This window comes from Curtobacterium sp. MCBA15_001 (assembly GCF_001864835.1).
Taxonomy (GTDB): Bacteria; Actinomycetota; Actinomycetes; order Actinomycetales; family Microbacteriaceae; genus Curtobacterium.
The window spans coordinates 241,684-264,524 of the sequence record NZ_MJGI01000023.1 but is presented as its reverse complement, the minus strand read 5'-3'; the positions used below and the strand labels follow the sequence as shown (position 1 = coordinate 264,524).

The 22,841-nt window shown below is 70.9% G+C and carries 17 protein-coding genes; 13 read left to right on the top strand and 4 right to left on the bottom strand.

Translation table 11 applies throughout. The annotated features are described in order from the left end of the window. Positions 1 to 36: 36 nt before the first annotated feature. The 3 genes from BIU90_RS10535 to BIU90_RS10525 are packed head-to-tail and all read right to left on the bottom strand — an operon-like array spanning position 37 to position 2,834. Positions 37 to 999 (bottom strand): metallophosphoesterase, encoded by a 963-nt coding sequence (locus tag BIU90_RS10535; RefSeq protein ID WP_071300161.1) that lies wholly within the window; start codon positions 997 to 999, stop codon positions 37 to 39. Between the two features lie 60 nt (positions 1,000 to 1,059). Further along, complete coding sequence (locus BIU90_RS10530) at positions 1,060 to 1,464, bottom strand: L-rhamnose mutarotase (RefSeq protein ID WP_254787009.1); 405 nt, start codon at positions 1,462 to 1,464, stop codon at positions 1,060 to 1,062. After that, positions 1,461 to 2,834: an MFS transporter gene (locus tag BIU90_RS10525; RefSeq protein WP_083403871.1), complete on the bottom strand. Its 1,374-nt coding sequence runs from the start codon at positions 2,832 to 2,834 to the stop codon at positions 1,461 to 1,463. The genes BIU90_RS10530 and BIU90_RS10525 overlap by 4 nt, the downstream gene beginning before the upstream one ends. A gap of 341 nt (positions 2,835 to 3,175) precedes the next feature. On the opposite strand from BIU90_RS10525, the gene BIU90_RS10520 reads away from it, so the two are divergent. The 12 genes from BIU90_RS10520 to BIU90_RS10465 all read left to right on the top strand — a co-directional run bounded on the left by BIU90_RS10520 (position 3,176) and on the right by BIU90_RS10465 (position 19,962). Further along, entirely contained in the window at positions 3,176 to 4,186 is a 1,011-nt protein-coding gene (locus tag BIU90_RS10520; protein WP_071300160.1) for a LacI family DNA-binding transcriptional regulator, read from the top strand. Between the two features lie 62 nt (positions 4,187 to 4,248). Then, positions 4,249 to 5,349: a LacI family DNA-binding transcriptional regulator gene (locus BIU90_RS10515; protein ID WP_071300159.1), complete on the top strand. Its 1,101-nt coding sequence runs from the start codon at positions 4,249 to 4,251 to the stop codon at positions 5,347 to 5,349. A 402-nt stretch (positions 5,350 to 5,751) separates the two neighbouring features. Beyond that, entirely contained in the window at positions 5,752 to 7,077 is a 1,326-nt protein-coding gene (locus BIU90_RS10510) for an ABC transporter substrate-binding protein (protein WP_071300158.1), read from the top strand. An 80-nt stretch (positions 7,078 to 7,157) separates the two neighbouring features. After that, a complete protein-coding gene (locus tag BIU90_RS10505) occupies positions 7,158 to 8,012 on the top strand; it encodes a carbohydrate ABC transporter permease (protein ID WP_083403914.1) in 855 nt (284 codons plus the stop codon). 83 nt (positions 8,013 to 8,095) lie between these two features. Further along, positions 8,096 to 8,917, top strand: coding sequence for a carbohydrate ABC transporter permease (locus BIU90_RS10500; protein WP_071300360.1), 822 nt, complete (start codon positions 8,096 to 8,098; stop codon positions 8,915 to 8,917). A gap of 54 nt (positions 8,918 to 8,971) precedes the next feature. Further along, positions 8,972 to 11,353 (top strand): family 78 glycoside hydrolase catalytic domain, encoded by a 2,382-nt coding sequence (locus BIU90_RS10495; protein ID WP_368086277.1) that lies wholly within the window; start codon positions 8,972 to 8,974, stop codon positions 11,351 to 11,353. A gap of 212 nt (positions 11,354 to 11,565) precedes the next feature. Then, the gene (gene rhaI / locus BIU90_RS10490; protein WP_071300157.1) at positions 11,566 to 12,735 is read left to right on the top strand and encodes an L-rhamnose isomerase; all 1,170 of its coding nucleotides are present in this window, start codon (positions 11,566 to 11,568) and stop codon (positions 12,733 to 12,735) included. Positions 12,736 to 12,745: 10 nt separating this feature from the next. Continuing rightward, entirely contained in the window at positions 12,746 to 14,833 is a 2,088-nt protein-coding gene (locus BIU90_RS10485) for a bifunctional rhamnulose-1-phosphate aldolase/short-chain dehydrogenase (protein WP_071300156.1), read from the top strand. A gap of 4 nt (positions 14,834 to 14,837) precedes the next feature. Then, a complete protein-coding gene (locus BIU90_RS10480; protein ID WP_071300155.1) occupies positions 14,838 to 16,313 on the top strand; it encodes a rhamnulokinase family protein in 1,476 nt (491 codons plus the stop codon). A 128-nt stretch (positions 16,314 to 16,441) separates the two neighbouring features. Further along, entirely contained in the window at positions 16,442 to 17,635 is a 1,194-nt protein-coding gene (locus tag BIU90_RS10475; protein WP_071300358.1) for an alpha-hydroxy acid oxidase, read from the top strand. 108 nt (positions 17,636 to 17,743) lie between these two features. Further along, positions 17,744 to 18,730 (top strand): ABC transporter ATP-binding protein, encoded by a 987-nt coding sequence (locus BIU90_RS10470; RefSeq protein WP_254787008.1) that lies wholly within the window; start codon positions 17,744 to 17,746, stop codon positions 18,728 to 18,730. Beyond that, complete coding sequence (locus BIU90_RS10465) at positions 18,727 to 19,962, top strand: ABC transporter permease (RefSeq protein ID WP_071300154.1); 1,236 nt, start codon at positions 18,727 to 18,729, stop codon at positions 19,960 to 19,962. The genes BIU90_RS10470 and BIU90_RS10465 overlap by 4 nt, the downstream gene beginning before the upstream one ends. A 52-nt stretch (positions 19,963 to 20,014) precedes the next feature. Here BIU90_RS10465 and BIU90_RS10460 read toward each other — a convergent pair whose 3' ends face one another. Beyond that, the gene (locus BIU90_RS10460) at positions 20,015 to 21,259 is read right to left on the bottom strand and encodes an ROK family protein (protein WP_071300153.1); all 1,245 of its coding nucleotides are present in this window, start codon (positions 21,257 to 21,259) and stop codon (positions 20,015 to 20,017) included. Between the two features lie 133 nt (positions 21,260 to 21,392). On the opposite strand from BIU90_RS10460, the gene BIU90_RS10455 reads away from it, so the two are divergent. Continuing rightward, the gene (locus BIU90_RS10455; protein ID WP_071300357.1) at positions 21,393 to 22,688 is read left to right on the top strand and encodes an ABC transporter substrate-binding protein; all 1,296 of its coding nucleotides are present in this window, start codon (positions 21,393 to 21,395) and stop codon (positions 22,686 to 22,688) included. The last annotated feature ends 153 nt before the right edge of the window (positions 22,689 to 22,841 follow it).

Below are 22,841 nucleotides of genomic sequence, written 5' to 3'. Positions count from 1 at the left end.
AGAGCCCCGACACCGCCCGCGCGTCCGGGGTACTTCTCAGCGCAGCCCGGACGCGCTGCCCGGCCCGACTTCCGACGCGCTCCCCGGCCCGGCTTCTGCGGCGACGCGCGCGACCGCCGCCGCGTCGAGGTGCAGCGCGACGACGTCGTCCCCCGCGACCGGCACCCGCACCGGGGTCGACCAGACCGAGCCGTCCTCGGCGACGTCGACCACGAGCGCACCCGTCGCGGCGAAGGCGGTCTCCTCGTCCCAGGACCCGGTGACGTCGGTGTCGTTCGCCACCCCGGGCGCGACGAGCACGGGCACGCCGCCTCCGATGGACCCCGCGAAGTGGTGGTGGTAGTGCCCGGCCAGGACCACCCGCACGTCGGAGCCGCGCAGCACCTCGGCGAGCGCTCCCGGGTCCTGCAGGCGCAGTGCCTCGTGCAGTGCGGTCGGTGCCGGCAGCGGCGGGTGGTGCAGCACGACGAGGGTGCCGAGCGGCGCCGAGGACCGATCGGCCAGCGTGGTCCGGAGTCGGTCGAGGACCTCGGGCTCGAGTCGCCCGTAGCCAGCTCCCGGCACGCTGGTGTCGAGTGTGACGACCCGGCGCCCGGCGACGACCGACTGTCCCCACACGGGGACGGTCGGCGGGTGGTGCTCCATCGTGTGCATCAGCGGCATGCCGCCCTCGCCGAGGACGTGCCCGTTCGCGAGCACCTGCCGGAACCCGGCCCGCTGGTCGTGGTTGCCCGGCACCGCGACGAGCGCCGCACCGTGCCGGCGAGCCCATCCCCCGACCCGGTCGACGAGCGTGGTGTACGACTCGGGCGAGCCGTCCTCGGAGACGTCGCCGGAGACGACGACCAGCCCGACACCGGGGACCGTGTCGACGGTGGCGAGCAGGGCCTCGAGCGCGGCGGTCGTGTCGACGGCCCCCTGGTGCAGGGCGCCGTCCCCGGTCAGGTGGGTGTCGGACAGGTGCAGGACGCGGAGGGTGCCTGGAGCGGGAGTCTGCATGGCGCCGACGCTAGCCAGCGATGCCAGCAGCGCGCTGTGCCTGCGTCGTGCCCTGCAGGTTCAGTCCCCGGCCGCGGCCAGCTGGTCCTCGAGGTTGAACACCTCGGGCAGCACCCGTGCGGTCTGGTCGGCGCGGCCGGTGGCACCGTCGAACAGGTCCTGCATGTGGGTCTCCCAGGCCGTCGCCACCTCGCTCGCCGCCAGGGCGGCGTCCGCGTCGGCCACCGAGTCCGTCTCGTAGTACCCGATGAGCAGGCCGTCGTCGTCGAGGAAGAGCGAGTAGTTCCGCCGTCCCGCCGCAGCGATCGCCCGGAGCATCGCCGGCCAGACCGCGACGTGCCGCTCCCGGTAGGCGTCCATGTGCGCCGCAGCCACCTGCAGTCGGAAGCAGACGCGCGTGACGCTGGTCGGGCCTCCAGGCGGTCCGGTCTGGAGGCCCGGGTCACCGCCGCCGGTCGCGCTCACCTGGGCATCCGCTCGTCGCGCGCACCGCGCACCTGGCCGCTGAGCGACCGCTGACGTTCCTCGTGCTCGTCGACGGTGCGAGCGGTGCCCGTCAGGCTGGTGACGGTGCCGTGTCGTTCGGCCTCGATCTCCTCGAGGGTCTTGCCGCGCGTGTTCGGGGCCCAGATCGTGCCGATCAGGAACGACAGCGCGAGCAGGCCGAGGATCAGGCCGCCGAGTGCCCGGAGGCCGATGTCGGACAGCAGCAGCGGGAACCAGATGCTCAGCAGGCCGACCATGACGCGCGCCGCCAGGAACAGCACGCCCTGGGCGCTGGCGCGGTACCGGGTGGCGAAGAGCTCGCTCGTCCAGAGGCCGTAGAACGCCTGCGCACCGATGCCCGACGAGATCCCCCACGCGACCGCGAAGAACAACAGCGTGCCGAGGTTCGCCGGAGCGTAGATGAGCACGGCCCAGGCGACGATCGCGAGTGCGGCGCCGATCGCGTAGAGGACCCGGCGGCTCATCCGGTCAGCGAAGCGCATGAAGCCGAAGTACGTCGCTGCGACGGTGCAGCCCCACACCAGGATCTGCAGCCCGTACTGCTCCGTGACGCTCGTCACGCCGGTCGCCGAGTAGACGCGGGGCTGGAAGATGCCGGCCTGTCCCGCGACGGTGTTCCACAGGGCGTAGACGCCGAACAGGAAGAGCATCGCGGTGAGGTTCTTCCGGCGGCTGAAGAGCTGGGTGAAGCCGTGGAAGAAGTTCGCGCTGCCGCTGGCCGCGCGCTCGTCCTTCCAGATCGTCGACTCGGGCAGACCGCGTCGGAGCCACCACACGACCGCGGCGACGACGAACAGGTGCGCGAAGATCAGCCGGCTGCCGAGCAGGCCGAGCGGTGCCGCAGCGATGGCCAGCGCGAACCCGACCATCGGGCCGATCGACCATGCGAGCTGCGCCGTGCCGACGTGGGCGGCGCGCTTGTCGGCGGGTGCCTGCTCGGCGATGTACGTCCAGCTGGCGGGGACGCCCGCGCCGACCGCGATCCCGGTGAGGATGAAGCCGACGAGCAGCATGCCGTAGCTGCCCGCGAAGACGGCGAGCAGGATGCCGAGCATGTAGAGCAGCAGGTCGTACGTGTAGATGAACTTGCGGCCGTAGCGGTCGCACAGTGGGCCGCCGATGATCGCACCGGCCGCGGCGCCGAACGCGTTCGCGGACAGGCTGGCCAGCAGGCCGACTTGCAGGTCCCCGACGTGGAACTGCGCCTGCCAGAGACTCAGGCTCGTGGCGATCGCGATGATCGACCCCGACTCGATGTAGTTCGACATGGCGACGGAGATCGTCGCCTTCCAGCCCGTGGTGTTCCGGGCTCCGATGCGGACCGCCATTGGTCCTCCGTTCGTGCGTGTTCGTCAGTGAATCGTTTCAACGGGTCAGCGAGACCATACGCCGGGCGGGCTGACGGCGCAAGGGGTGGGGTGCGCCCGCCGCACCCGCACTGCACCCACACCGTCCGAGGTTGTGCACACCGTGCGAGGTTGTGCGCACCGTGCGAGCCTGCCACCTCGCACCGTGTCCGGAACCTCGCACCGAACGCCCGCGCCACACCCCGGCCGCGCCGCAACCTCGCACCGTGCGAGGTCGCCGGACCGCCCAGCAGCACCGCCACACCGCAACGTCGGACACCGCAAGCGCGCCGGAACCCTGGACGGGATGTCAGGATGACCGCATGACGGTGAGCGTTCGGGAGGTCGCAGCACTCGCCGGCGTGTCCCTCGGCACGGTGTCGAACGTGCTGAACCGACCCGAGAAGGTGGCCCCCGCGACGGTCGAACGCGTGCAGCAGGCCATCGCGGAACTCGGCTTCGTGCGCAACGACTCCGCCAGGCAGCTCCGCGCGGGACGCAGCTCGACCGTCGGCCTGATCGTCCTCGACGGCGGCAACCCGTTCTTCACCGACGTCGCCCGCGGCGCCGAGGACGCGGCGATGTCGAAGGGCCTCGCGGTGCTGATCGGCAACTCGGACGAGTCCACGGAGCGTGAGCGGACCTACATCGACCTGTTCGAGGAGCGCCGCGTCGCCGGGCTGCTCGTCTCCCCCGCCGGCGACGACCTCGCGCGCCTGGCTCGACTCCGAGACCAGGGCACCGCGGTCGTGCTGGTCGACCGGCGGGCGGACGACGAGCACTTCGCGTCGGTCTCGGTGGACGACGTCGCGGGGGGCCGCATCGCCGTCGAGCACCTGCTCGCGATCGGTCGTCGTCGGATCGCCTACGTCGGCGGCCCGTTCGGCATCCGGCAGGTCGTGGACCGCCACGCCGGAGCCCTCGCGGCGGTGACCGCTGCGGGCGCGTCCCTCGAGGTGCTGCGCACGACCTCGCTGTCGGTGCTCGAGGGCCGGCGCATCGGCGAAGCACTCCAGCGCCGTCCCGCCGCCGAACGCCCCGATGCGGTGTTCGCGGCGAACGACCTGATCGCGGTCGGGCTCGAGCAGGCGTTCATCATGCGCGGGTCCGTGGCCGTGCCGGAGGAGATCGCGATCGTGGGCTACGACGACATCGCGTTCGCCGAGGCCGCGGTCGTCCCCCTGACGAGCGTGCGACAGCCGGCGCAGGACCTGGGACGCCAGGCCATCGAACTGCTCGTCCGCCAGGTGGACGGCGGCTCCGACCTGGAGCTCGACCACGTGGAGTTCACCCCGGAGCTGGTGGTGCGCCAGTCCACCGTCCGCGAGCACTGAGACCACGAGCAGCGAGACCGCGAGCACCGCTCACCTCCCCGGAGTTCCCCTACGATCGAGGGATGGTCCAGCCGCCTCGCCGTGACGGACCGCCGAGCGTGCGCCACGTCGCTGCTCGGGCGGGCGTGTCGCTGGCGACGGTGTCGAACGTCCTGAACCACCCCGAGCGCGTCCGTGATGCCACCGCGGATCGGGTCCGAGCCGCGATCGCCGACCTCGGCTACACCCCCGACCGCAACGCCAGGGCGCTGGCCTCGGGCAGCACGCGGTCGATCGGCCTGGTGGTGTCCTCGTTGCAGAACTCCCTGTTCAGCGACCTCCTGAACGGCGCGCAACTGGCGGCCCGGGCCCAGGAGTTCGCCCTGCTGATCGCCAGCAGCGAGAACGACGAGCAGGCCCAGAGCGACCACCTGGCGTTCCTGGAGAGCACCCGCACCTCCGGCATCCTCCTGGCCACGATGACCGAGTCGCGCGACCAGGTCGAGCGCACCCGTCGTCACGGCCACCCGGTCGTCTACGTCAACTACGAACCGACCGAGGTCGATGCCTGCGCGGTCGTCGTCGACAACGAGCAGGCCGGCTACATCGCGACCGCGCACCTCATCGAGCGCGGGGCACGACGCATCGGGTTCGTGAGCGCACGCCCCGACCTGCAACCCGTGGCCCGCCGACGCACCGGCGTCCTGCGCGCGATCGCCGAGCACCCCGGCGTCTCGCTGGTCGACGTCGACGCGGGCGACATCGACCCTCCCGGTGGAACCGACGCGGGCGCTCGCATCGCCCGGATGCCCGTGGACGAGCGCCCCGACGGCGTCCTGGGCGTGACGGACCTGCTCGCGATGGCCGTCGTCACCGAGCTGCGCGCCGCCGGCATCCGCGTCCCCGAGGACATCCCCGTCTCCGGCTGCGACCACAACTCGATCGCGTGGGGCGGAGCGGTGCCGCTGACCTCGGTGACGATGCACGGGGCAGACATGGGGCGGGTCGCCGTCGACCTGCTGCTCGCCGAGCTCACGGACGACCCCGCCGAGCACGTGCACCGGACGGTCGTGCTCGGCAGCGACCTGGTCCCCCGCGAGAGCACGCTCGGTCGCGAACGTCCGAGCGCCGTCCAGGCCCGAGCGGCAGTCGTTTCGACGGACCCCCGGCGCTCCGAGCCCTGACGGCGGACCTCGCACCGTGTGCGTTCTGTCCCATCGCGCGCGTCATGGAAAGCGGGATCGCGCATTGGAGGCCCGAACTCCTGACCCCCTACGCGCGATTCGACCCCCTACGCGCGACCAGACCCCCTACGCGCGAATCGACCGCGCACCGAGCGCACCAGCGCACCACCCGCCGGACGGGAGGCGCGGGGCGGCGCCGCCACGCGCCTCCCGTCCGACAGGACAGCAGGCCGGGCCGGTGGCCTCCCGACAGATCCGGACGAACGATTGACACGCTTCAATCCTCGTGGTTCCATTCCGATTGAAACGTTCTAAACAGCACGACCGGTCCCCGCGACGATGCGGCGACCGGCTCCGTTCCACCCGGGCTCCCCCAGGTCCGGGCCTTACGAGGAGGTAAGGATGTCAGCTCGTTCCCTGACCACCCGGCTGCTCGCCATCGGCGGCGCCACGGTCCTCATCGGCGGCCTCGCCGCGTGTTCGTCGGGCGGCTCGGCCGACACCGGCAGCAACGGCGGCAAGGTCCAGATCAGCTACCTGGTCGACAACTCGACCGCCACGGCAGCCACCACGAAGGCACTCGTCGCAGCGTTCGAGCAGGCGAACCCCGACGTCACGGTCAAGGTCGACACGAAGCCGCAGGGCACCGACGGCGACAACCTGGTCAAGACGCAGCTGTCGACGGGCGAGATGGACGACGTCTTCAACTACAACTCCGGCTCGCTCTTCCAGGCGCTCAACCCGGACAACACACTCGTCGACCTCTCCGACCAGAGCTGGGCGAAGGACGTCGACAAGCAGTTCAAGCAGGTCGTCAGCACCGACAAGGGCATGTACGGCGCTCCGATCGGCACCAGCTTCGGCGGCGGGGTGATGTACAACAAGAAGGTCTACGCGAAGCTCGGGCTCAGCGTCCCCACGACCTGGGACGAGTTCATCAGCAACAGCGAGAAGATCAAGGCCGCGGGCGGCATCGCGCCGATCATCCAGACGTACGGCGACACCTGGACCAGCCAGCTCTTCATCCTCGGGGACTTCGCCAACATCACAGCGCAGCAGGCGGACTGGGCGACGAAGTACACGGCGAACAAGGAGTCCTACGCCAAGCAGCCGGCGCTGGCGGGCTTCCAGCACCTGGCGGACGTCGAGGGCAAGGGCCTGCTGAACCAGGACTACGCCTCGGCCACGCAGGCGAACGGGTTGAAGATGCTCGCGGACGGCACCGGAGCGCAGTACCCGATGCTCACCAACGCCATCTCGACCCTGCAGCAGGACAGCCCCGACGCGGTCGACGACATCGGCGCCTTCGCCCTGCCGGCAGCCGACGCGAGCGACACGAACCTGACGATCTGGGAACCCAACGGGCTGTACATCCCGAAGACGACCACGGGCGACGAGCTCGCGGCGGCGAAGAAGTTCATCGCCTTCGCCAACTCGTCGGACGGCTGCAAGGTGCAGAACGACACCGGGACCCCGGGCGGGCCCTACGTGATCTCGACGTGCAAGCTCCCCGAATCGGTCCCGCCGATGCTCGGTGACGTCAAGCAGTACATCGACGACGGCAAGGCGAAGCCGGCGCTCGAGTTCCTGTCGCCGATCAAGGGGCCGAACCTCGAGAAGATCTGCGTGCAGGTCGGCTCCGGGATCTCCACCGCAGCAGTCGGTGCCAAGCAGTACGACCAGGACGTCGTGCAGCAGGCCCAGCAGCTCGGCATCAAGGGCTGGTGACGGCGGTGACCGCGACGCTCACGACGGCAGTGGTCCCGCCGCGACAGGCCCGCCCCGGTGGTGGGCCGGCCCGGAAGCGGATGCGCTCCTTCTACCCCGCATGGTTCTTCATCCCGGCGATCGCGCTGTACGTCGTGTTCTTCGCGGTCCCGACCTTCGCCGGCTTCTGGTTCTCGCTCACCCGCTGGACGTTGTTCGACCAGACCTTCATCGGCGTCGGCAACTTCGTCCGGTTCTTCCAGGACCCGCAGCTCGTCTCCGGGTTCGTGCACACGTTCGAGTACGGCTTCGTGACGAGCGCGGCGAAGGTGGTCCTCGGACTCGCCCTAGCCCTGCTCCTCACGAGCCCCGTGCTCGGCCGCGGCTACCTCCGGGCGGTCGTGTTCTTCCCGGTGCTCGTGTCCACGATCGGCATCGGCATCACCTTCAAGGCCCTGCTCGACCCCTTCCACGGGATCGTGAACGGCCTGCTCGGTTCGGTCGGCCTGCCTACCCCCGGGTGGCTGACCGACCCGGCGCTCGCACTCTGGAGCGTCGCCGCGGTGGACGTCTGGAAGGGCGTCGGCATCGCGACGCTCATCTTCATCGCCGGCATCGTCGCCATCCCGCAGGAGTACTTCGAAGCGGCACGGGTCGACGGCGCGAGCGCGTGGACGATCTTCAAGAACATCACGCTGCCGCTCTCGCGCCCGGCGATGGGGACGGTCATCATCCTCTCGCTCATCGGCGGCCTGCGGTCGTTCGACCTGATCTGGGCGATGACCGGCGGCGGCCCCGGGTTCACCAGCGACGTGATCGCGAGCGTCATCTACAAGCAGTACCAGGCGGGCTTCTACGGCCTGTCGACCGCCGGCAACGTGGTCCTGTTCGTGGTCGTCACGGCGATCATGGTCCCGGTGTCATGGCTGCTCAACCGGAAGGAGCCGGAACTGTGACCGCCGTCGACACCCCGAACGACACGCGCACCGCGCGCAAGCGCACCGACCGGCCCACCACCCCCAGGCGCCGCCGTCCCGACATCGTCCGCAAGTGGGTGATCGGCATCATCGCGATCGTCGTCAGCTTCGTGGTGTTCCTCGTGCCCTTCGTCTTCGTGCTGCTGCAGGCGGCGAAGTCCCCGGCCGAGGCGAACCAGCTCGGATTCACCCTGCCGACCCAGTGGCAGCTGTGGCAGAACCTGCAGGCGGTGTTCCAGACCGGCGAGTCCGGCATCGTCCGGGCGTTCCTCAACAGCGCCGTGCTCACCGTCGGCAGCGTCGTCATCATGGTCGTCTTCTCGGCGATGGTCGGCTACGTGCTGCAACGGCGTCCGGGGCGGTGGAACGGGGTCATCAACTTCTTCGTCCTCGCCGGCCTGATCGTCCCGCCCGCGATCGTCCCCACGATCTGGGTGCTGCAGGGCCTGAACCTGTTCAAGACGATGGGCGGCATGATCCTGATCGAGGCGACCTTCGGGCTCTCGTTCTGCATCCTGCTGTTCCGCGCGTTCGTCGCCACCATCCCGAAGGAGCTCGACGAGGCAGCGGTCCTCGACGGCGCCGGCCCGATCCGCCTGTTCTTCGGGGTCGTCCTGCCGCTGCTCAAGCCGGTCATCATCACGGTGGTGCTCGTCCAGTCGGTCGCGGTGTTCAACGACTTCGCGAACCCGCTCTACTTCCTGCCGGGGTCCGAGAACGCCACCGTGCAGCAGACGCTCTACGCGTTCCAGAGCCAGTCCGTCAGCCAGCTCAACCTGCTGTTCACGGACGTGCTGCTCATCACGATCCCCCCGCTCATCCTGTACGTCTTCTTCAACCGTCAGATCGTCGCCGGCATGACCAGCGGCGCAGTCAAGGGCTGACGCCCGACCCGGCCAGGAGGCCCGACCCGCCCCGCGCAGGTCGGCCCACCGCCGGTGGACCACACGACCATCGACGCGACCGTCATCGACGACGGCCGCCGGAAGGACACCATGACCAGCTGGACCGCATCGTTCATCGCCGCGGACTCGGACCTCGGCAGCGCACCGATCCTGCGTCGCGCAGTCACCATCGACGCGGGGCACGGCGCGATCCGCAGCGCGACCCTCGACGTCAGCGCCCTCGGCGTGGTCGAGGCGTGGCTCGGCGGCAGCCGGGTCTCCGACCACCTGCTCGAACCGGGGTGGACGAGCTACGAGTGGCGCATCCGCGTCGCGTCGCACGACGTCCTGGCACACCTGAGCGCGGTCGCGCCGGGCACGGAGACCGTCCTCGCGCTCGTCATCGGGAACGGCTGGGCCGCCGGCCGTCTGGCGTGGGGCGGTGGTCGCAGCTGGTACACCGACGAGCGCGCCGGGTTCGCCGAGCTCCGCGTCACGTTCCGCGTCACGTTCGAGGACGGCCACGTGCAGACCGTCGGCACCGACACCGACTGGCAGGCCCTGTCGAGCGCGATCACCACCGATGAGCTCTACGACGGACAGGACATCGACGCACGGCTCCGCGACGGCTCGTTCCTGCAGCCGGGCGAGGTGACCGTGCCGAGCGTCGACGGGCACGAGGGCCGGACCGTCGGGGTGCACACCGTCGACATCGGGTCCCGACAGCTCGTCGCCGACACGGTCCCGCCGGTGCGCCCGCTCGCCGAGATCGCCCCCGTCGAGGTGTGGACCAGTCCGTCGGGCGTCCCGCTGATCGACTTCGGCGTGAACCTGGTCGGGTGGATCCGTCTCACCGCGTCCGGTGCGGCCGGCACCGTGCTGACGCTGCGGCACGCCGAGGTGCTCGAGCACGACGAGCTCGGCACCCGTCCGCTCCGCACCGCGAAGGCGACGGACCACTGCACGCTGAGCGGCGGTCCGTCACCGGACACCTTCGAGCCGCGGTTCACCTTCCACGGGTTCCGCTACGCCTCGGTCGACGGGTGGCCCGGCACGCTCGACGAGCTCCGCGCCGCCGTGGTCGCCGTGCAGGTGGGGAGTGACCTGACCCGCACCGGCACGTTCGCGTCGAGCCACGACCTGCTGAACACCTTCCACGACAACGTGGTCCGGGGCATGCAGGGCAACTTCCTCAGCGTCCCGACGGACTGCCCGCAGCGCGACGAGCGGCTCGGGTGGACGGGCGACATCGCCGCGTTCGCCCCGACGGCGTCGTACCTGTTCGACACCAGGGCGTTCCTCGGCGACTGGCTGCGCGACGTCTGGCTCGAGCAGCAGCACGCCGACGGGATCATCCCGTTCGTGGTGCCGGACGTGCTGAAGTACTCCCCCGCCGAGGACTTCAAGGACCCGGACGCCACCGCGATCTGGTCGGACGCCGGGGTCTGGGTGCCGTGGACGCTCTACCAGGCCTACGGCGACAGCGCCGTGCTCGAGGACCAGCTCGAATCGATGATGGCGCACCTCCGACGGATCCGGGACCACCTGTCGCCCCAGGGTCTGTGGGACACGGTCTTCCAGTTCGGCGACTGGCTCGACCCGGACGCGCCGCCGGAGGACGCCGCCGCGGCCAAGGCCGACCCGGGGGTCGTCGCGACGGCGTGTGCGTTCCGGTCGGCGACGCTCGTCGCGCAGGCCGCGCGGGTGACGGGCCACGAGGCGGAGGCGACAGAAGCGGAGGAGCTGGCCACGGGCCTCCAGGCCGCGTTCCGGCAGCACTACGTGACCGACGGTCGGATCCGCTCCGACTGCACCACGGTGTACGCGCTCGCGATCGTGTTCGGGATCCTGTCGCCGGATGACGAGGCGGCGGCCGGCGACCGGCTCGCCGAGCTGGTCGAGGCCTCCGGACACCGGATCTCGACCGGGTTCGCGGGGACGCCGTTCATCACGGACGCGTTGACGCAGACCGGCCACCTGGACGACGCGTACCAGCTGCTGCTGCAGACGGAGTGCCCGTCGTGGCTCTACCCGGTGACGATGGGGGCGACGACGGTGTGGGAGCGGTGGGACTCGCTGCTGCCGGACGGCTCGATCAACCCGGGGCAGATGACCTCGTTCAACCACTACGCGCTCGGCGCCGTGGCGGACTGGATGCACCGGGTGGTGGGTGGCCTCGCGCCGCTGACGCCCGGGTACGAGTCCGTGCTGATCGCGCCGCAGCCGGGCGGGGGTCTGACGTGGGCGGCGACCTCGCTCGACACGGTGCACGGGCACGTCGCCCTGCGGTGGGAACTCGTCGACGGCGAGCTGCTCGTGCGCGCGACCGTGCCGGACGGGGTGACCGCGGTGGTGCGCTTGCCGGGTCTGCCGGAGCAGCGGGTCGGCGGCGGGACGCACGAGCTGCGTGCGCCGGCCGCGGTGCCCGCGGGGTAGCGCGGCCCGGCCGACCGGCCGACCGGCCTGGCCCGCGGCGCCGGCACGGATCGCACCCCGGTACGGACATTGCACCCCGCAGAATCGGGGTGCGATGTCCGAGGCGGGGTGCGATGCGCCACCGCCGCCGGCCCGGGGCGGCCGCCGCTTGCGCGGCGCGGTCCCGCGAGCTAGCCTATGAAACGATTCAATCGACACGAGGAAGTGACACGATGACATCAACGGACTTCGGCTCCATCACGGGGCAACTGGCACGGCAGCAGATCGAGCTGCCGTCCTGGGCGTTCGGCAACTCCGGCACCCGCTTCAAGGTGTTCGCAACGCCCGGCACCCCCCGCGACCCCTACGAGAAGATCGCGGACGCCGCCCAGGTGCACCGGTACACCGGGCTCGCCCCGACCGTGGCGCTGCACATCCCGTGGGACCTCGTCGACGACTTCGCCGACCTCAAGCGCCACGCGGAGGAGCACGGCGTCCGCCTCGGCACGATCAACTCGAACACGTTCCAGGACGACGACTACAAGTTCGGCGCCCTGACCCACGTCGACGAGACGATCCGGCAGAAGGCGATCGACCACCACCTGCGCTGCATCGACGTGATGGACGCAACGGGCAGCCGCGACCTGAAGATCTGGCTCGCCGAGGGCTCGAACTACCCCGGACAAGAGGACATGCGTTCCCGCCAGGACCGCCTGCACGACAGCCTGTCCACGATCTACGACCGTCTCGGCCCGGACCAGCGCCTGGTGCTCGAGTACAAGTTCTTCGAGCCGTCGTTCTACCACACGGACGTCCCGGACTGGGGCACGAGCTACGTGCAGACCGCAGCGCTCGGCGACAAGGCGATGGTCTGCCTCGACACCGGCCACCACGCGCCCGGCACGAACATCGAGTTCATCGTGATGCAGCTGCTCCGCCTCGGCAAGCTCGGCAGCTTCGACTTCAACTCGCGCTTCTACGCCGACGACGACCTCATCGTGGGGGCCGCGGACCCGTTCCAGCTGTTCCGCATCCTGGTCGAGGTGATCCGCGGCGGCGGCTACGACAACCCCGACGTCGCGTTCATGCTCGACCAGTGCCACAACATCGAGGACAAGATCCCCGGCCAGATCCGCTCGGTGCTCAACGTGCAGGAGATGACGGCCCGTGCGCTCCTCCTCGACCGTGTTGCGCTGACCGCGGCACAAGAGGCGCACGACGTCCTCGGTGCGAACGAGGTGTTCATGGACGCGTACCAGACCGACATCCGGGCAGACCTCGCCGCCTGGCGCGAGTCCCGCGGCCTCCCCGCCGACCCGATGCGCGCCTACCGCGAGTCCGGCTACCAGCGGCAGATCGCCGAGGACCGCGTCGGCGGCGTCCAGGCCGGCTGGGGCGCGTAGACCGATGACGATGAACGACCTGGAGGCTCGGGTGGACCCCGCAACGACAGCCACGACCGCAGACGAGACGGTCACCGCGCTCATCGCGCGCTCGAACGCGCTCGGCTCGGATCCCCGGATCACGAACTACGCCGGAGGGAACACCTCGGCGAAGGGCACCGACACCGACCCGGTGACCGGCGAACCGGTGGAGCTGCTCTGGGTGAAGGGCTCCGGGGGTGACCTCGGCACGCTGACCCCGGCGGGCCTCGCCGTGCTGCGGGTCGACCGGGTCCGGGCCCTCCAGGGCGTCTACCGCGGGCCCGAGCACGAGGACGAGATGGTCGCCGCGTTCGACCACACCCTCTTCGGCAAGGGCGGTGCCGCCCCGTCGATCGACACCGCGATGCACGCCCTGGTCGACGCCGCACATGTGGACCACCTGCACCCGGACGCCGGCATCGCGATCGCCACGGCGGCGGACGGCCCGGCCCTCACCACGACGGTCTTCGGCGACCGCGTGGTGTGGGTCCCGTGGCGCCGGCCCGGGTTCCAGCTCGGGCTCGACATCGCCGCCGTCCAGCGCGACCACCCCGAGGCGATCGGCGCGGTCCTCGGCGGGCACGGCATCACCGCGTGGGGCGACACGAGCGACGAGGCGCAAGGCAACTCCCGGTGGATCATCGACACCGCCGAGCAGTACATCGCCGAGCACGGCAAGGACCAGCCGTTCGGCGCCGTCCGCCCCGGCTTCGCGGCACTGCCCGACACCGAACGACGCGCCCGCGCCGCCGCCCTCGCCCCGACGATCCGCGGCATCGCCGGGCACGACAAGCCGGTCGTCGGGCACTTCACCGACAGCGACGCCGTGCTCGACTTCCTCGCGAGCGAGGCAGCACCGCGCCTGGCCGAACTCGGCACGAGCTGCCCGGACCACTTCCTCCGCACCAAGGTCAAACCACTCCTCGTCGACCTGCCCGCCACCGCGAGCATCGACGACACACGAGCCCGCCTGCACGAACTCCACGAGCAGTACCGCGCGGACTACCAGGCGTACTACGACCGGCACGCGGACGCGGACGCGACGAGCCCGGCGATCCGCGGCGCCGACCCGCTCATCGTGCTGGTTCCCGGCGTCGGCATGTTCTCCTACGGCAAGGACGCCCAGACCGCCCGCGTCGCCGGCGAGTTCTACGTCAACGCCATCAACGTCATGCGCGGCGCCGAGGCCCTCTCCACCTACGCCCCGATCGACGAGGCCGAGAAGTTCCGCATCGAGTACTGGGCCCTCGAAGAAGCCAAGCTCCAGCGGATGCCCGCGCCGAAGCAGCTGAGCACGCGCATCGCCCTCGTGACCGGGGCCGCGTCCGGCATCGGCAAGGCGATCGCGAAGCGCCTGGCGGCCGAGGGCGCCGCAGTGGTGATCGCGGACCTCGACCTCACCAAGGCGCAGGATGCCGCCGCGGAGATCGGCGGGCTGGACCAGGCCATCGGCGTCGCGGCGAACGTGACGAGTGCCGCAGACATCGAACGGGCGGTCCAGGAGACCCTGCTGCACTTCGGCGGCCTCGACCTCGTCGTGAACAACGCGGGACTGAGCCTGTCCAAGAGCCTGCTGGAGACCACCGAGCAGGACTGGGACCTGCAGCACGACGTCATGGCCAAGGGCTCGTTCCTCGTGTCGAAGGCCGCGGCGAAGGTCCTCATCGAACAGGGCCTGGGCGGCGACATCGTCTACATCTCGAGCAAGAACTCGGTGTTCGCCGGTCCGAACAACATCGCCTACTCCGCCACCAAGGCCGACCAGGCCCACCAGGTGCGGCTGTTGGCGGCCGAGCTCGGCGAGCACGGCATCCGCGTCAACGGCATCAACCCCGACGGCGTCGTCCGGGGCTCCGGCATCTTCGCCAGCGGGTGGGGTGCGAACCGGGCGAAGACGTACGGCATCGACGAGCAGGACCTCGGGGCGTTCTACGCGCAGCGCACGATCCTCAAGCGCGAGGTCGTGCCCGAGAACGTCGCCAACGCGGTGTACGCCATCTGCACGTCCGACTTCTCGCACACGACCGGCCTGCACGTCCCCGTCGACGCCGGGGTCGCCGCGGCCTTCCTGAGGTAGCGCGATGCACACGAGCGGCAGCGTGGCAGCGGTCGACCTCGGCGCGACCAGCGGCCGGGTCATCGTCGGCCACGTCGACGCCGACGGCGTCCGGATGGACCACGTCGCCCGGTTCCCGAACGGGCCGGTCGCCCTGCACGAGGGGACGACCGACACCCTGCACTGGGACGTCGTCGAGCTGTACCGCCAGGTCGTCGACGGGCTCCGCACCGCGTTCGGCCAGCACGCGGAGATCGCCAGCATCGGCATCGACTCGTGGGCGGTCGACTACGGGCTGCTCCGCGACGGCCGCCTGCTCGGGCTCCCCACGCACTACCGCGACGAGCGGCACCAACGCGGTGTCGCGCGGGTGCACGCCGCGGTGGACGCCGCCGAGCTCTATGCCAGGAACGGCCTGCAGCACCTGCCGTTCAACACGCTGTTCCAGTGGGCTGCGGACCCCTCGCTCGCCCTGGCCGACCGCGCGCTCCTGGTGCCGGACCTGCTCGGGTACTGGCTCACCGGCGTCCAGGCCGCCGAGCGGACCAACGTGTCCACCACCGGAGCGTTGAACGCGACCACCCGCGGATGGGACCCGGCGTTGCGGGCTGCCGCGGGCCTCCCGTCCGGCCTGCTGCCCACGCTGCGCGACCCGGGCGACCGGCTCGGTCCCCTGCTGCCCTCCGTCGCCGACGCCGTGGGCGGCAGCGCACCCGTCACGCTCGTCGGGTCGCACGACACGGCGAGCGCCGTGGTCGCGGTCCCCGCGACGACCGGCGACTTCGCGTACATCTCCAGCGGCACGTGGTCACTCGTCGGCGTCGAGCTCGACGCGCCCGTCCTGTCGGACGCGGCCCGCGCCGCCAACTGCACCAACGAGGGCGGCGTCGACGGCCGGGTCCGGTTCCTCAAGAACGTGTCCGGCCTGTGGCTGCTGTCCGAGAGCGTGCGGACCTGGGAGCGCACCGGCGACCACATCGACCTGGAGGCCCTGCTCGCCGCCGCCGCGGCCGTCACCGCACCGGTCCCCGTCTTCGACGTCGCGGACGAGTCCTTCACGCCCCCCGGGGACATGCCGGCCCGGATCAGCACGTGGTGCGTCGAGCACGGGCTGTCGGCGCCGGCATCGCGTGCCGAGGTCGTCCGCTCCATCCTGGAGTCCCTCGCCGATGCCTACGCCGCCACGCTCGCGACCATCGGCGCCGTGACGGGCAAGGACATCCGACAGGTCCACATCGTCGGGGGCGGATCACAGAACCGACTGCTCTGCCAGCTGACGGCGAACCGCACCGGGCGCCCGGTCCTGGCCGGCCCCGTCGAGGCGACCGCACTCGGCAACGTCCTGGTGCAGGCGCGGGCCGCGGGGCTGGCCGGCCTCGGCGGAGCGTCACTCGAAGCGCTGCGGGCCGTGGTCGCGCGGACGGTCGAGCCGGTCCGCTACACGCCGTCCGCAGAACGTACCCCCACCCGGACCACCCCGAGACGTAGGATGTCTGTATGACCTCGACCGATGACCAGCGACGTGTCGACCCGGCGACCGGAGCGCCTGCGCCGACCCCGGGAGCACCCTCGACGCGCCGCACGCCGGTGAAGCGACAGCTGCCCACGGTGCGCGACCTGGCGCCGCTCATGCAGTTCAAGAAGCCCGCGTTGCCGGGTCGGCGGCAGCGCCTGGAGTCCGCGCTGACGATCTGGGACCTGCGCGCCATCGCGGCCCGACGAACCCCGAAGGCGGCGTTCGACTACACCGAAGGCGCGGCCGAGGCGGAGATCTCGCTCGCGCGTGCACGGCAGGCGTTCGAGGACATCGAGTTCACCCCCGCGATCCTGCGCGACGTGTCGCAGGTGTCCACGTCGCGCGAGGTGCTCGGAGCGCCGGTGGCGTACCCGTTCGGCATCGCCCCGACGGGGTTCACGCGGATGATGCAGACCGAGGGCGAGCGTGCCGGTGCCCGGGCAGCAGGTCGCGCCGGCATCCCGTTCTCCCTGTCCACGATGGGCACCACCGCGATCGAGGACGTCCGCGACGCCAACCCGCACGGCCGTAACTGGTTCCAGCTGTACATGTGGAAGGACCGCGACAAGTCGATGGCGCTGGTCTCCCGCGCGGAGAAGGCCGGGTTCGACACGCTGCTCGTCACCGTGGACGTCCCCGTCGCCGGTGCGCGCCTGCGGGACAAACGCAACGGGTTCTCGATCCCACCGCAGCTCGGCATCAAGACCGTCGTCAACGCGATCCCCCGCCCGTGGTGGTGGTTCGACTTCCTGACCACCGAGCCCCTGTCGTTCGCCTCGCTCGACCGCTGGTCCGGCACCGTCGGCGAGCTGCTCGACTCGATGTTCGACCCGACCGTCACGTACGAGGACCTTGCGTGGATCCGGTCGCAGTGGCAGGGCAAGGTCGTCGTCAAGGGCGTGCAGTCGTTGGCGGACGCGAAGCGCCTTGCGGACATGGGCGTCGACGGCATCACACTGTCGAACCACGGCGGCCGGCAGCTCGACCGCGCACCCGTCCCGTTCCACCTGCTGCCGTCCGTGGTCAAGGAGGTCGGGATGGACACCGAGGTGCACCTGGACACCGGCATCATGTCCGGCGCCGACATCGTCGCCGCGGTCGCGCTCGGGGCGAAGTTCACGATGGTCGGCCGCGCCTACCTGTACGGGCTGATGGCGGGCGGCGAGGCCGGGGTCGACCGGATGATCCAGATCCTGTCCGAGCAGATCGAGCGGACCATGCGCCTGCTCGGGGTCGCGTCCCTCGACGAACTCGAACCCGGGCACGTCACCCAGCTGGCGCGGCTGTCACCGATCGCGCGTCCGTAGCGCGGCGCGGCGCGGCGCGTTCGCGTTCGCGTTCGCGTTGCATTGCATCGCACCCAGCAGCACCCCCGGCGTCGCCAGTAGGGTCAGCGCGACGAGATTGGGGGCTCCATGGCCGGGGCGAGCATCAGCGTGCAGGACTTCGTGATGCGGTTCGGGGACCGCACGGTCGTGGACGGGCTGTCCTTCGACGTGGCACCCGGCGAGACGTTCGGCCTGCTCGGCAGCAACGGCTCGGGCAAGACGACGACGATCCGCGCACTGCTCGGCATCACGTCCCCCACGGCCGGCACCCTGACGATCGACGGAGCGCCCTACCGCCCGGCGACCGGCGGCATCGGGTACCTCCCCGAGGAGCGTGGGCTGTACCGCAAGGAGTCGGTCATCGACGTGATGACCTACTTCGCGGCGCTGCGCGGGATGCCACGGTCCGAGGCGACGCGGTGGTCGACGGACTACCTGGCGCGCGTCGGGCTGGGCGACAAGGCCAAGCTCCGGGTCGACAAGCTCTCCGGCGGTCAGCAGCAGAAGGTGCAGCTCGGCATCACGATCATGGACCGGCCGCGCCTGCTCATCCTCGACGAGCCGACCAAGGGCCTCGACCCGGTGAACCGTCGGCTGCTGCTCGACCTGGTCGACGAGCGCAAGGCCGACGGCGCCACGGTCGTCCTGGTCACCCACCACATGGACGAGGTCGAACGGCTGTGCGACCGGATCCTGCTGCTCAAGGACGGCACCGCTGCCGCCTACGGCACGATCCCGGACGTCCAGGACCGGTTCGGCGGCGCCGTCGCGAAGGTCGCCCTCGACGGTCCGGTCCCCCGCTCCACGCTGTACCGGCTCGCCCGGCACGAGGGCCACGTCGCCTACCTGGTGCCGTCGAGCACCGCCGCCCCCGACGGCTCCGACATCCTCGCCGCGCTCGTCGCCGCAGGCGTGCACGTGACCGGCTTCGAGATGCGTCGGATCCCGCTCGACGAGATCTTCGTGCAGGTCTACGGCCACGACGCGGGCGAGGACGAGACGACGTCCGCGACCGGACCGGCGTCCGCGTCTGCGTCTGCGTCTGCGTCTGCGTCGACAGGAGGGGTCCGATGAGCCGCCTGGGCACCGTCATCCGGTTCGAGTTCGTCCGGGCCGTCAAGAAGCCGGCGTTCTGGATCGGGACACTCGCGCTGCCGGTCGTCATCGTGGTCGTGTCGCTGCTGGTCGGTGTCGGACAGAGCGCCGGCACCGACTCCGTGCTGTCGAGCTCCTCGGCGACGAAGACCCCGTTCCACTACGTCGACCGCTCGGGGCTGGTGTCCGAGTCCGTCGCGGCCCGCTGGGGTGGCACTCCCTCGACCGACGAGGCCGGCGACCGGGCCGACGTCGTCGCGGGGCGGCTCGACGCGCTGATCGTCTTCCCGCGCACCCCGTCGAGCCAGTCGATCCAGGTCACCGCGAAGGACCGCGGCCTGTTCGAGAACGGGTCGTACTCGTCGCTGGCAGAGCGGGTCCTCGAGCAGAGCGTCGCTGCCGGCGTCGACGACCCGGAGTCGGTCAGCATCCTCCGCTCGCCCCCGAACGCCGAGGTCACGGCGTACGTCGAAGGCAGGGTCGCACCCGGGTGGCTGTCGATCGTGCCGCCGCTGGTCTTCGTCGCCGCGTTCTTCGGTCTCGTGCTGCTGCTCGCCGCCCGCATGGTCACGGTGGTCGTCGAGGAGAAGGAGAACCGGATCTCCGAGATGATCCTCACCACGGTGACCGCCGGTGACCTGATCCGCGGCAAGGTCATCGCGATGCTGCTGGTGGGCCTGGTGCAGATCGGGGTCTTCCTGGTCCCGGGACTGCTCTCGCTCGCGGTCGTCGTGCCGCTCCTGGCGAGCCGCGTCGGCCACGTGGTCATCGACCCCTGGCGGATGGTCGTGGGCGCGCTGCTGCTGATCGGCGGGGTCCTGCTGGCCTCGGCCCTGTTCGTCGTCGTCGGCGCTGCCGTCCCGACGATCAAGGACGCCTCGACGCTGCAGTCGGCGGCGATCTTCGCGCTGATCATCCCCGTCTACGCCGCGTTCTTCGTCATGACCAGCCCGACCACCCCCGTCGCGGCGTTCTTCACGTACTTCCCGACGTTCACCCCGGTGACCGCGATGGTCCGGAACGCGGTGGGCGCGCTGTCACCGGTCGAGTCGGTCATCTGCATCGTCGAGGTGTTCGCCGTGGCGGTCGTGCTGCTCTGGTTCGCGCAGTACCTGTTCCGGCACTCGGTCGCGCAGTACGGCTCGAAGGTCACCGTGCGCCAGGTCCTGTCCTGGCGCCGGGGCCGGGGGCGGACGGACTCGGGCCAGTAGGCGCTGAACACTGCCTGCTGGACACTGCCTGCTGGGCACTGCGTGCTGGGCGCTAGGCGGGCACGACCACGTCGGTCACCCCGGTGTCGGCGGCGACCGGCCCGGTGGCGGCAGCGACGGGCAGCGCCATCCCCAGCGGATCGTCCTGCACGACCTCGAGCGCCAGCGCGATGGCGCCGTGCACGACGACGTCCGCACCGAGTCCCGACGCGACGATGCGTGGCACCGGGTCGAGGCTCCACGCGGCCAGCAGCTCCTGCGCGTGCTCGATCACCGCGCCGGCGGGCTGAGCGATCGCGCCGGCGACGACCACTCGATCGATGTCGAGCAGGCTCGCGAGCACGATGCAGACCCGCGCCAGCCGGTCCCCCAACTGGTCGACGACCTGCTGCGCGACCGGGTCACCACTGCGGGCGGCGGCGAACACGGCGGCAGCGTCGGTGCGGCCGGCGCGCACCGCGGTCGCGAGCGGTGTGCCGGAGGCGATCCGGCCCTCCTGGGCGGCGCGTTCGACGAGGGCCTTGGCGGTCTTGCCGAGCCCGTCGGCCGACCCCACGCCCTCGACCATGCCGAGCACGCGCATCTCACCGGCGCCGCCGTGCGCGCCGCGCAGCAGGCGCCCGTCGACGACCAGGCCGGTGCCGAAGCGCTCCCCGGCGAGCAGGGCTGCGAACGAGCGGTCGGCGCGGACGTCGCGTTCGGCGACCGCGGCGAGGTTGGCGTCGTTCTCGACGACGATCCGGCCGTGTCCGGTGACGTCACCGAAGCCGGGGTTCATCGCGGCCCAGTAGCCGCCGTCGCCGGGCAGGGAGGTGCCGTCGGCGGAGACGGGTGCCGGGACGCCGATCGTGGTGACGAGCACGCGGCCCGGACCGACGCCGGCGGTGGCGAGGGCCGTCGCGATCGTGTCCGCGACCGTGCGGATGCGGTGCGGGACGTCGAGGTCGTCGATCCCCGTGGAGCCCTCGGCCCGCGCCAGCGTGCGCCCGCGCAGGTCGGCCACGAACGCGGTGACCCGGTGCTGGCCGGCATCGACGCCGACGACCACGCCCGCGCGCTCGTCGAGGCCGTAGCGCTTGGCGGGCCGGCCGATGCGGTACTCCCCCACGGCGCGGGCATCGCGCAGTTCGCGGATCCACCCGAGCCGGACGAGCTCGTCGCACGCCGCCAGGACGGTGGAGCGGGTCAGTCCGGTGGCGTGCATCGCCTCGGTCGCAGTGAAGCCGCGCGCGGCGAAGGCATGGTCGAGCACGGTCTCGGTGCTCGACCCGCGGACGGTCCCACGACGCAGCGGCATGCGGTGAGACTACCGCGCCAGAAGTTCCTTGCGCTATTAGATTTTCTCGCTACATTTAGTCATGCGGGCGGCACCGGAGCCGGACGCGGGACCAGGACGGCAAGGATGCCGGGCCCGGTTGATCGGAGACGACGTGCAACAACACGCCACGACACGGAAGACCGCCGGGTTCAGCCGACGCTCCTTCCTGCTCGGGGCCGGTGGCATCGCCAGCGGCTTCGCCCTCGCTGGATGCGCCCCGATGTCCTCGTCCTCGAGCGGCACCGAGACGATCACGTTCTACGTCTCGAAGCCCGAGGTCATCGGCTACTTCGACGACGTCATCGCGAAGTTCCACAAGAGCCAGTCGAAGATCCGGGTCATCCGCGACTCGACGTCGTCGTTGCCCGCCGACTTCGTGCGGAGCTCGCCGCCGGACCTCGGCTGCCTGAACTACAACTACGCCATGGTGTCGTTCGTCGAGCACGGCGCGCTCACCGACCTGTCCGACCTGGACGAGGCGAAGGCGATCAACCCGGACCTCTGGACGCTCATGGAGCAGACCGCGTCCTACCCGGGTGAACGGAACGCGCTGCCGTACTCGGTGACCGCCGCGTCGGTTATCTACAACAAGAAGATCTTCGCCGAGCAGGGTCTCGAGGTCCCGACGACCTGGACCGAGCTGACGGCGGTGTGCGAGAAGCTGCTCGCCGCGGACATCACCCCGTTCTACGGCACGTACAAGGACACGTGGACCATCGCGCAGGGGATGTTCGACTACTCCATCGGCGGGATGCTCGACGTGGAGAAGACCTTCTCGGCGCTCGACCAGGAGGGGACGTCGCTCACCCCGTCGTCGCCGGTCTCGTTCTCGAAGGACTTCGAACCGCCGATGGGCCGTATGGAGCAGCTGGCGAAGTGGATGAACAAGAACGCCGCCAGCCGCGCGTACGGCGACGGCAACCTGGCGTTCGCCAAGGGCGAGTCGGCCATGTACCTGCAGGGACCGTGGGCGCTCATCGAGATCGCGAAGACGACGCCGGACATGGACCTCGGGACCTTCCCGCTGCCCGCGACCGACGACCCGGACGACCTGAAGGTGCGGGTCAACGTCGACCTGGCGCTCTGGATCCCGAAGGCGTCGAAGAAGCAGGAGGCGGCGCGGACGTTCCTGAAGTTCCTGATGTCGCCCGAGATCGCCGACCAGTACAACGCGGACAACAACGGGTTCGGCACGCGCAAGGACTCGCCGCCCGTCGCGAACCCGACGCTCAAGGGCATGCAGCAGTACTACGACGACGCCGCGTTCTACCTCGGGGTGTCCCAGCTGGTCCCCGCCGAGATCCCGGTGGCGAACTACGCGCAGTCGATCGCCCTCGGCGGCGCACCCGCTCCGCAGCTCCGCACCCTCGATGCCGACTGGGCGCGCGTGGCGCGTCGGAAGGCCTGACCCGGTCCGCGGACCGAGGAGACGATCCCCATGGCCATCGCCACGACGTCATCCGGCGGCAGTCGCCGGAACGAACAACGCCCAGGAAGCCCGGACACCGCGCCGCACGGCTCCCCCACGGCGGGCTCCCGCACCACGCGGACCCCCCGTGCC

Excerpts from the sequence above, each read along its gene's own strand:
- BIU90_RS10465 (WP_071300154.1), top strand. The coding sequence starts at position 18,727 with ATGAGCCGCCTGGGCACCGTCATCCGGTTCGAGTTCGTCCGGGCCGTC.
- BIU90_RS10535 (WP_071300161.1), bottom strand. The coding sequence starts at position 999 with ATGCAGACTCCCGCTCCAGGCACCCTCCGCGTCCTGCACCTGTCCGAC.
- BIU90_RS10485 (WP_071300156.1), top strand. The coding sequence starts at position 12,746 with ATGAACGACCTGGAGGCTCGGGTGGACCCCGCAACGACAGCCACGACC.
- rhaI (WP_071300157.1), top strand. The coding sequence starts at position 11,566 with ATGACATCAACGGACTTCGGCTCCATCACGGGGCAACTGGCACGGCAG.
- BIU90_RS10470 (WP_254787008.1), top strand. The coding sequence starts at position 17,744 with ATGGCCGGGGCGAGCATCAGCGTGCAGGACTTCGTGATGCGGTTCGGG.
- BIU90_RS10525 (WP_083403871.1), bottom strand. The coding sequence starts at position 2,834 with ATGGCGGTCCGCATCGGAGCCCGGAACACCACGGGCTGGAAGGCGACG.
- BIU90_RS10505 (WP_083403914.1), top strand. The coding sequence starts at position 7,158 with ATGCGCTCCTTCTACCCCGCATGGTTCTTCATCCCGGCGATCGCGCTG.
- BIU90_RS10515 (WP_071300159.1), top strand. The coding sequence starts at position 4,249 with ATGGTCCAGCCGCCTCGCCGTGACGGACCGCCGAGCGTGCGCCACGTC.
- BIU90_RS10480 (WP_071300155.1), top strand. The coding sequence starts at position 14,838 with ATGCACACGAGCGGCAGCGTGGCAGCGGTCGACCTCGGCGCGACCAGC.
- BIU90_RS10520 (WP_071300160.1), top strand. The coding sequence starts at position 3,176 with ATGACGGTGAGCGTTCGGGAGGTCGCAGCACTCGCCGGCGTGTCCCTC.
- BIU90_RS10460 (WP_071300153.1), bottom strand. The coding sequence starts at position 21,259 with ATGCCGCTGCGTCGTGGGACCGTCCGCGGGTCGAGCACCGAGACCGTG.
- BIU90_RS10510 (WP_071300158.1), top strand. The coding sequence starts at position 5,752 with ATGTCAGCTCGTTCCCTGACCACCCGGCTGCTCGCCATCGGCGGCGCC.
- BIU90_RS10475 (WP_071300358.1), top strand. The coding sequence starts at position 16,442 with ATGCAGTTCAAGAAGCCCGCGTTGCCGGGTCGGCGGCAGCGCCTGGAG.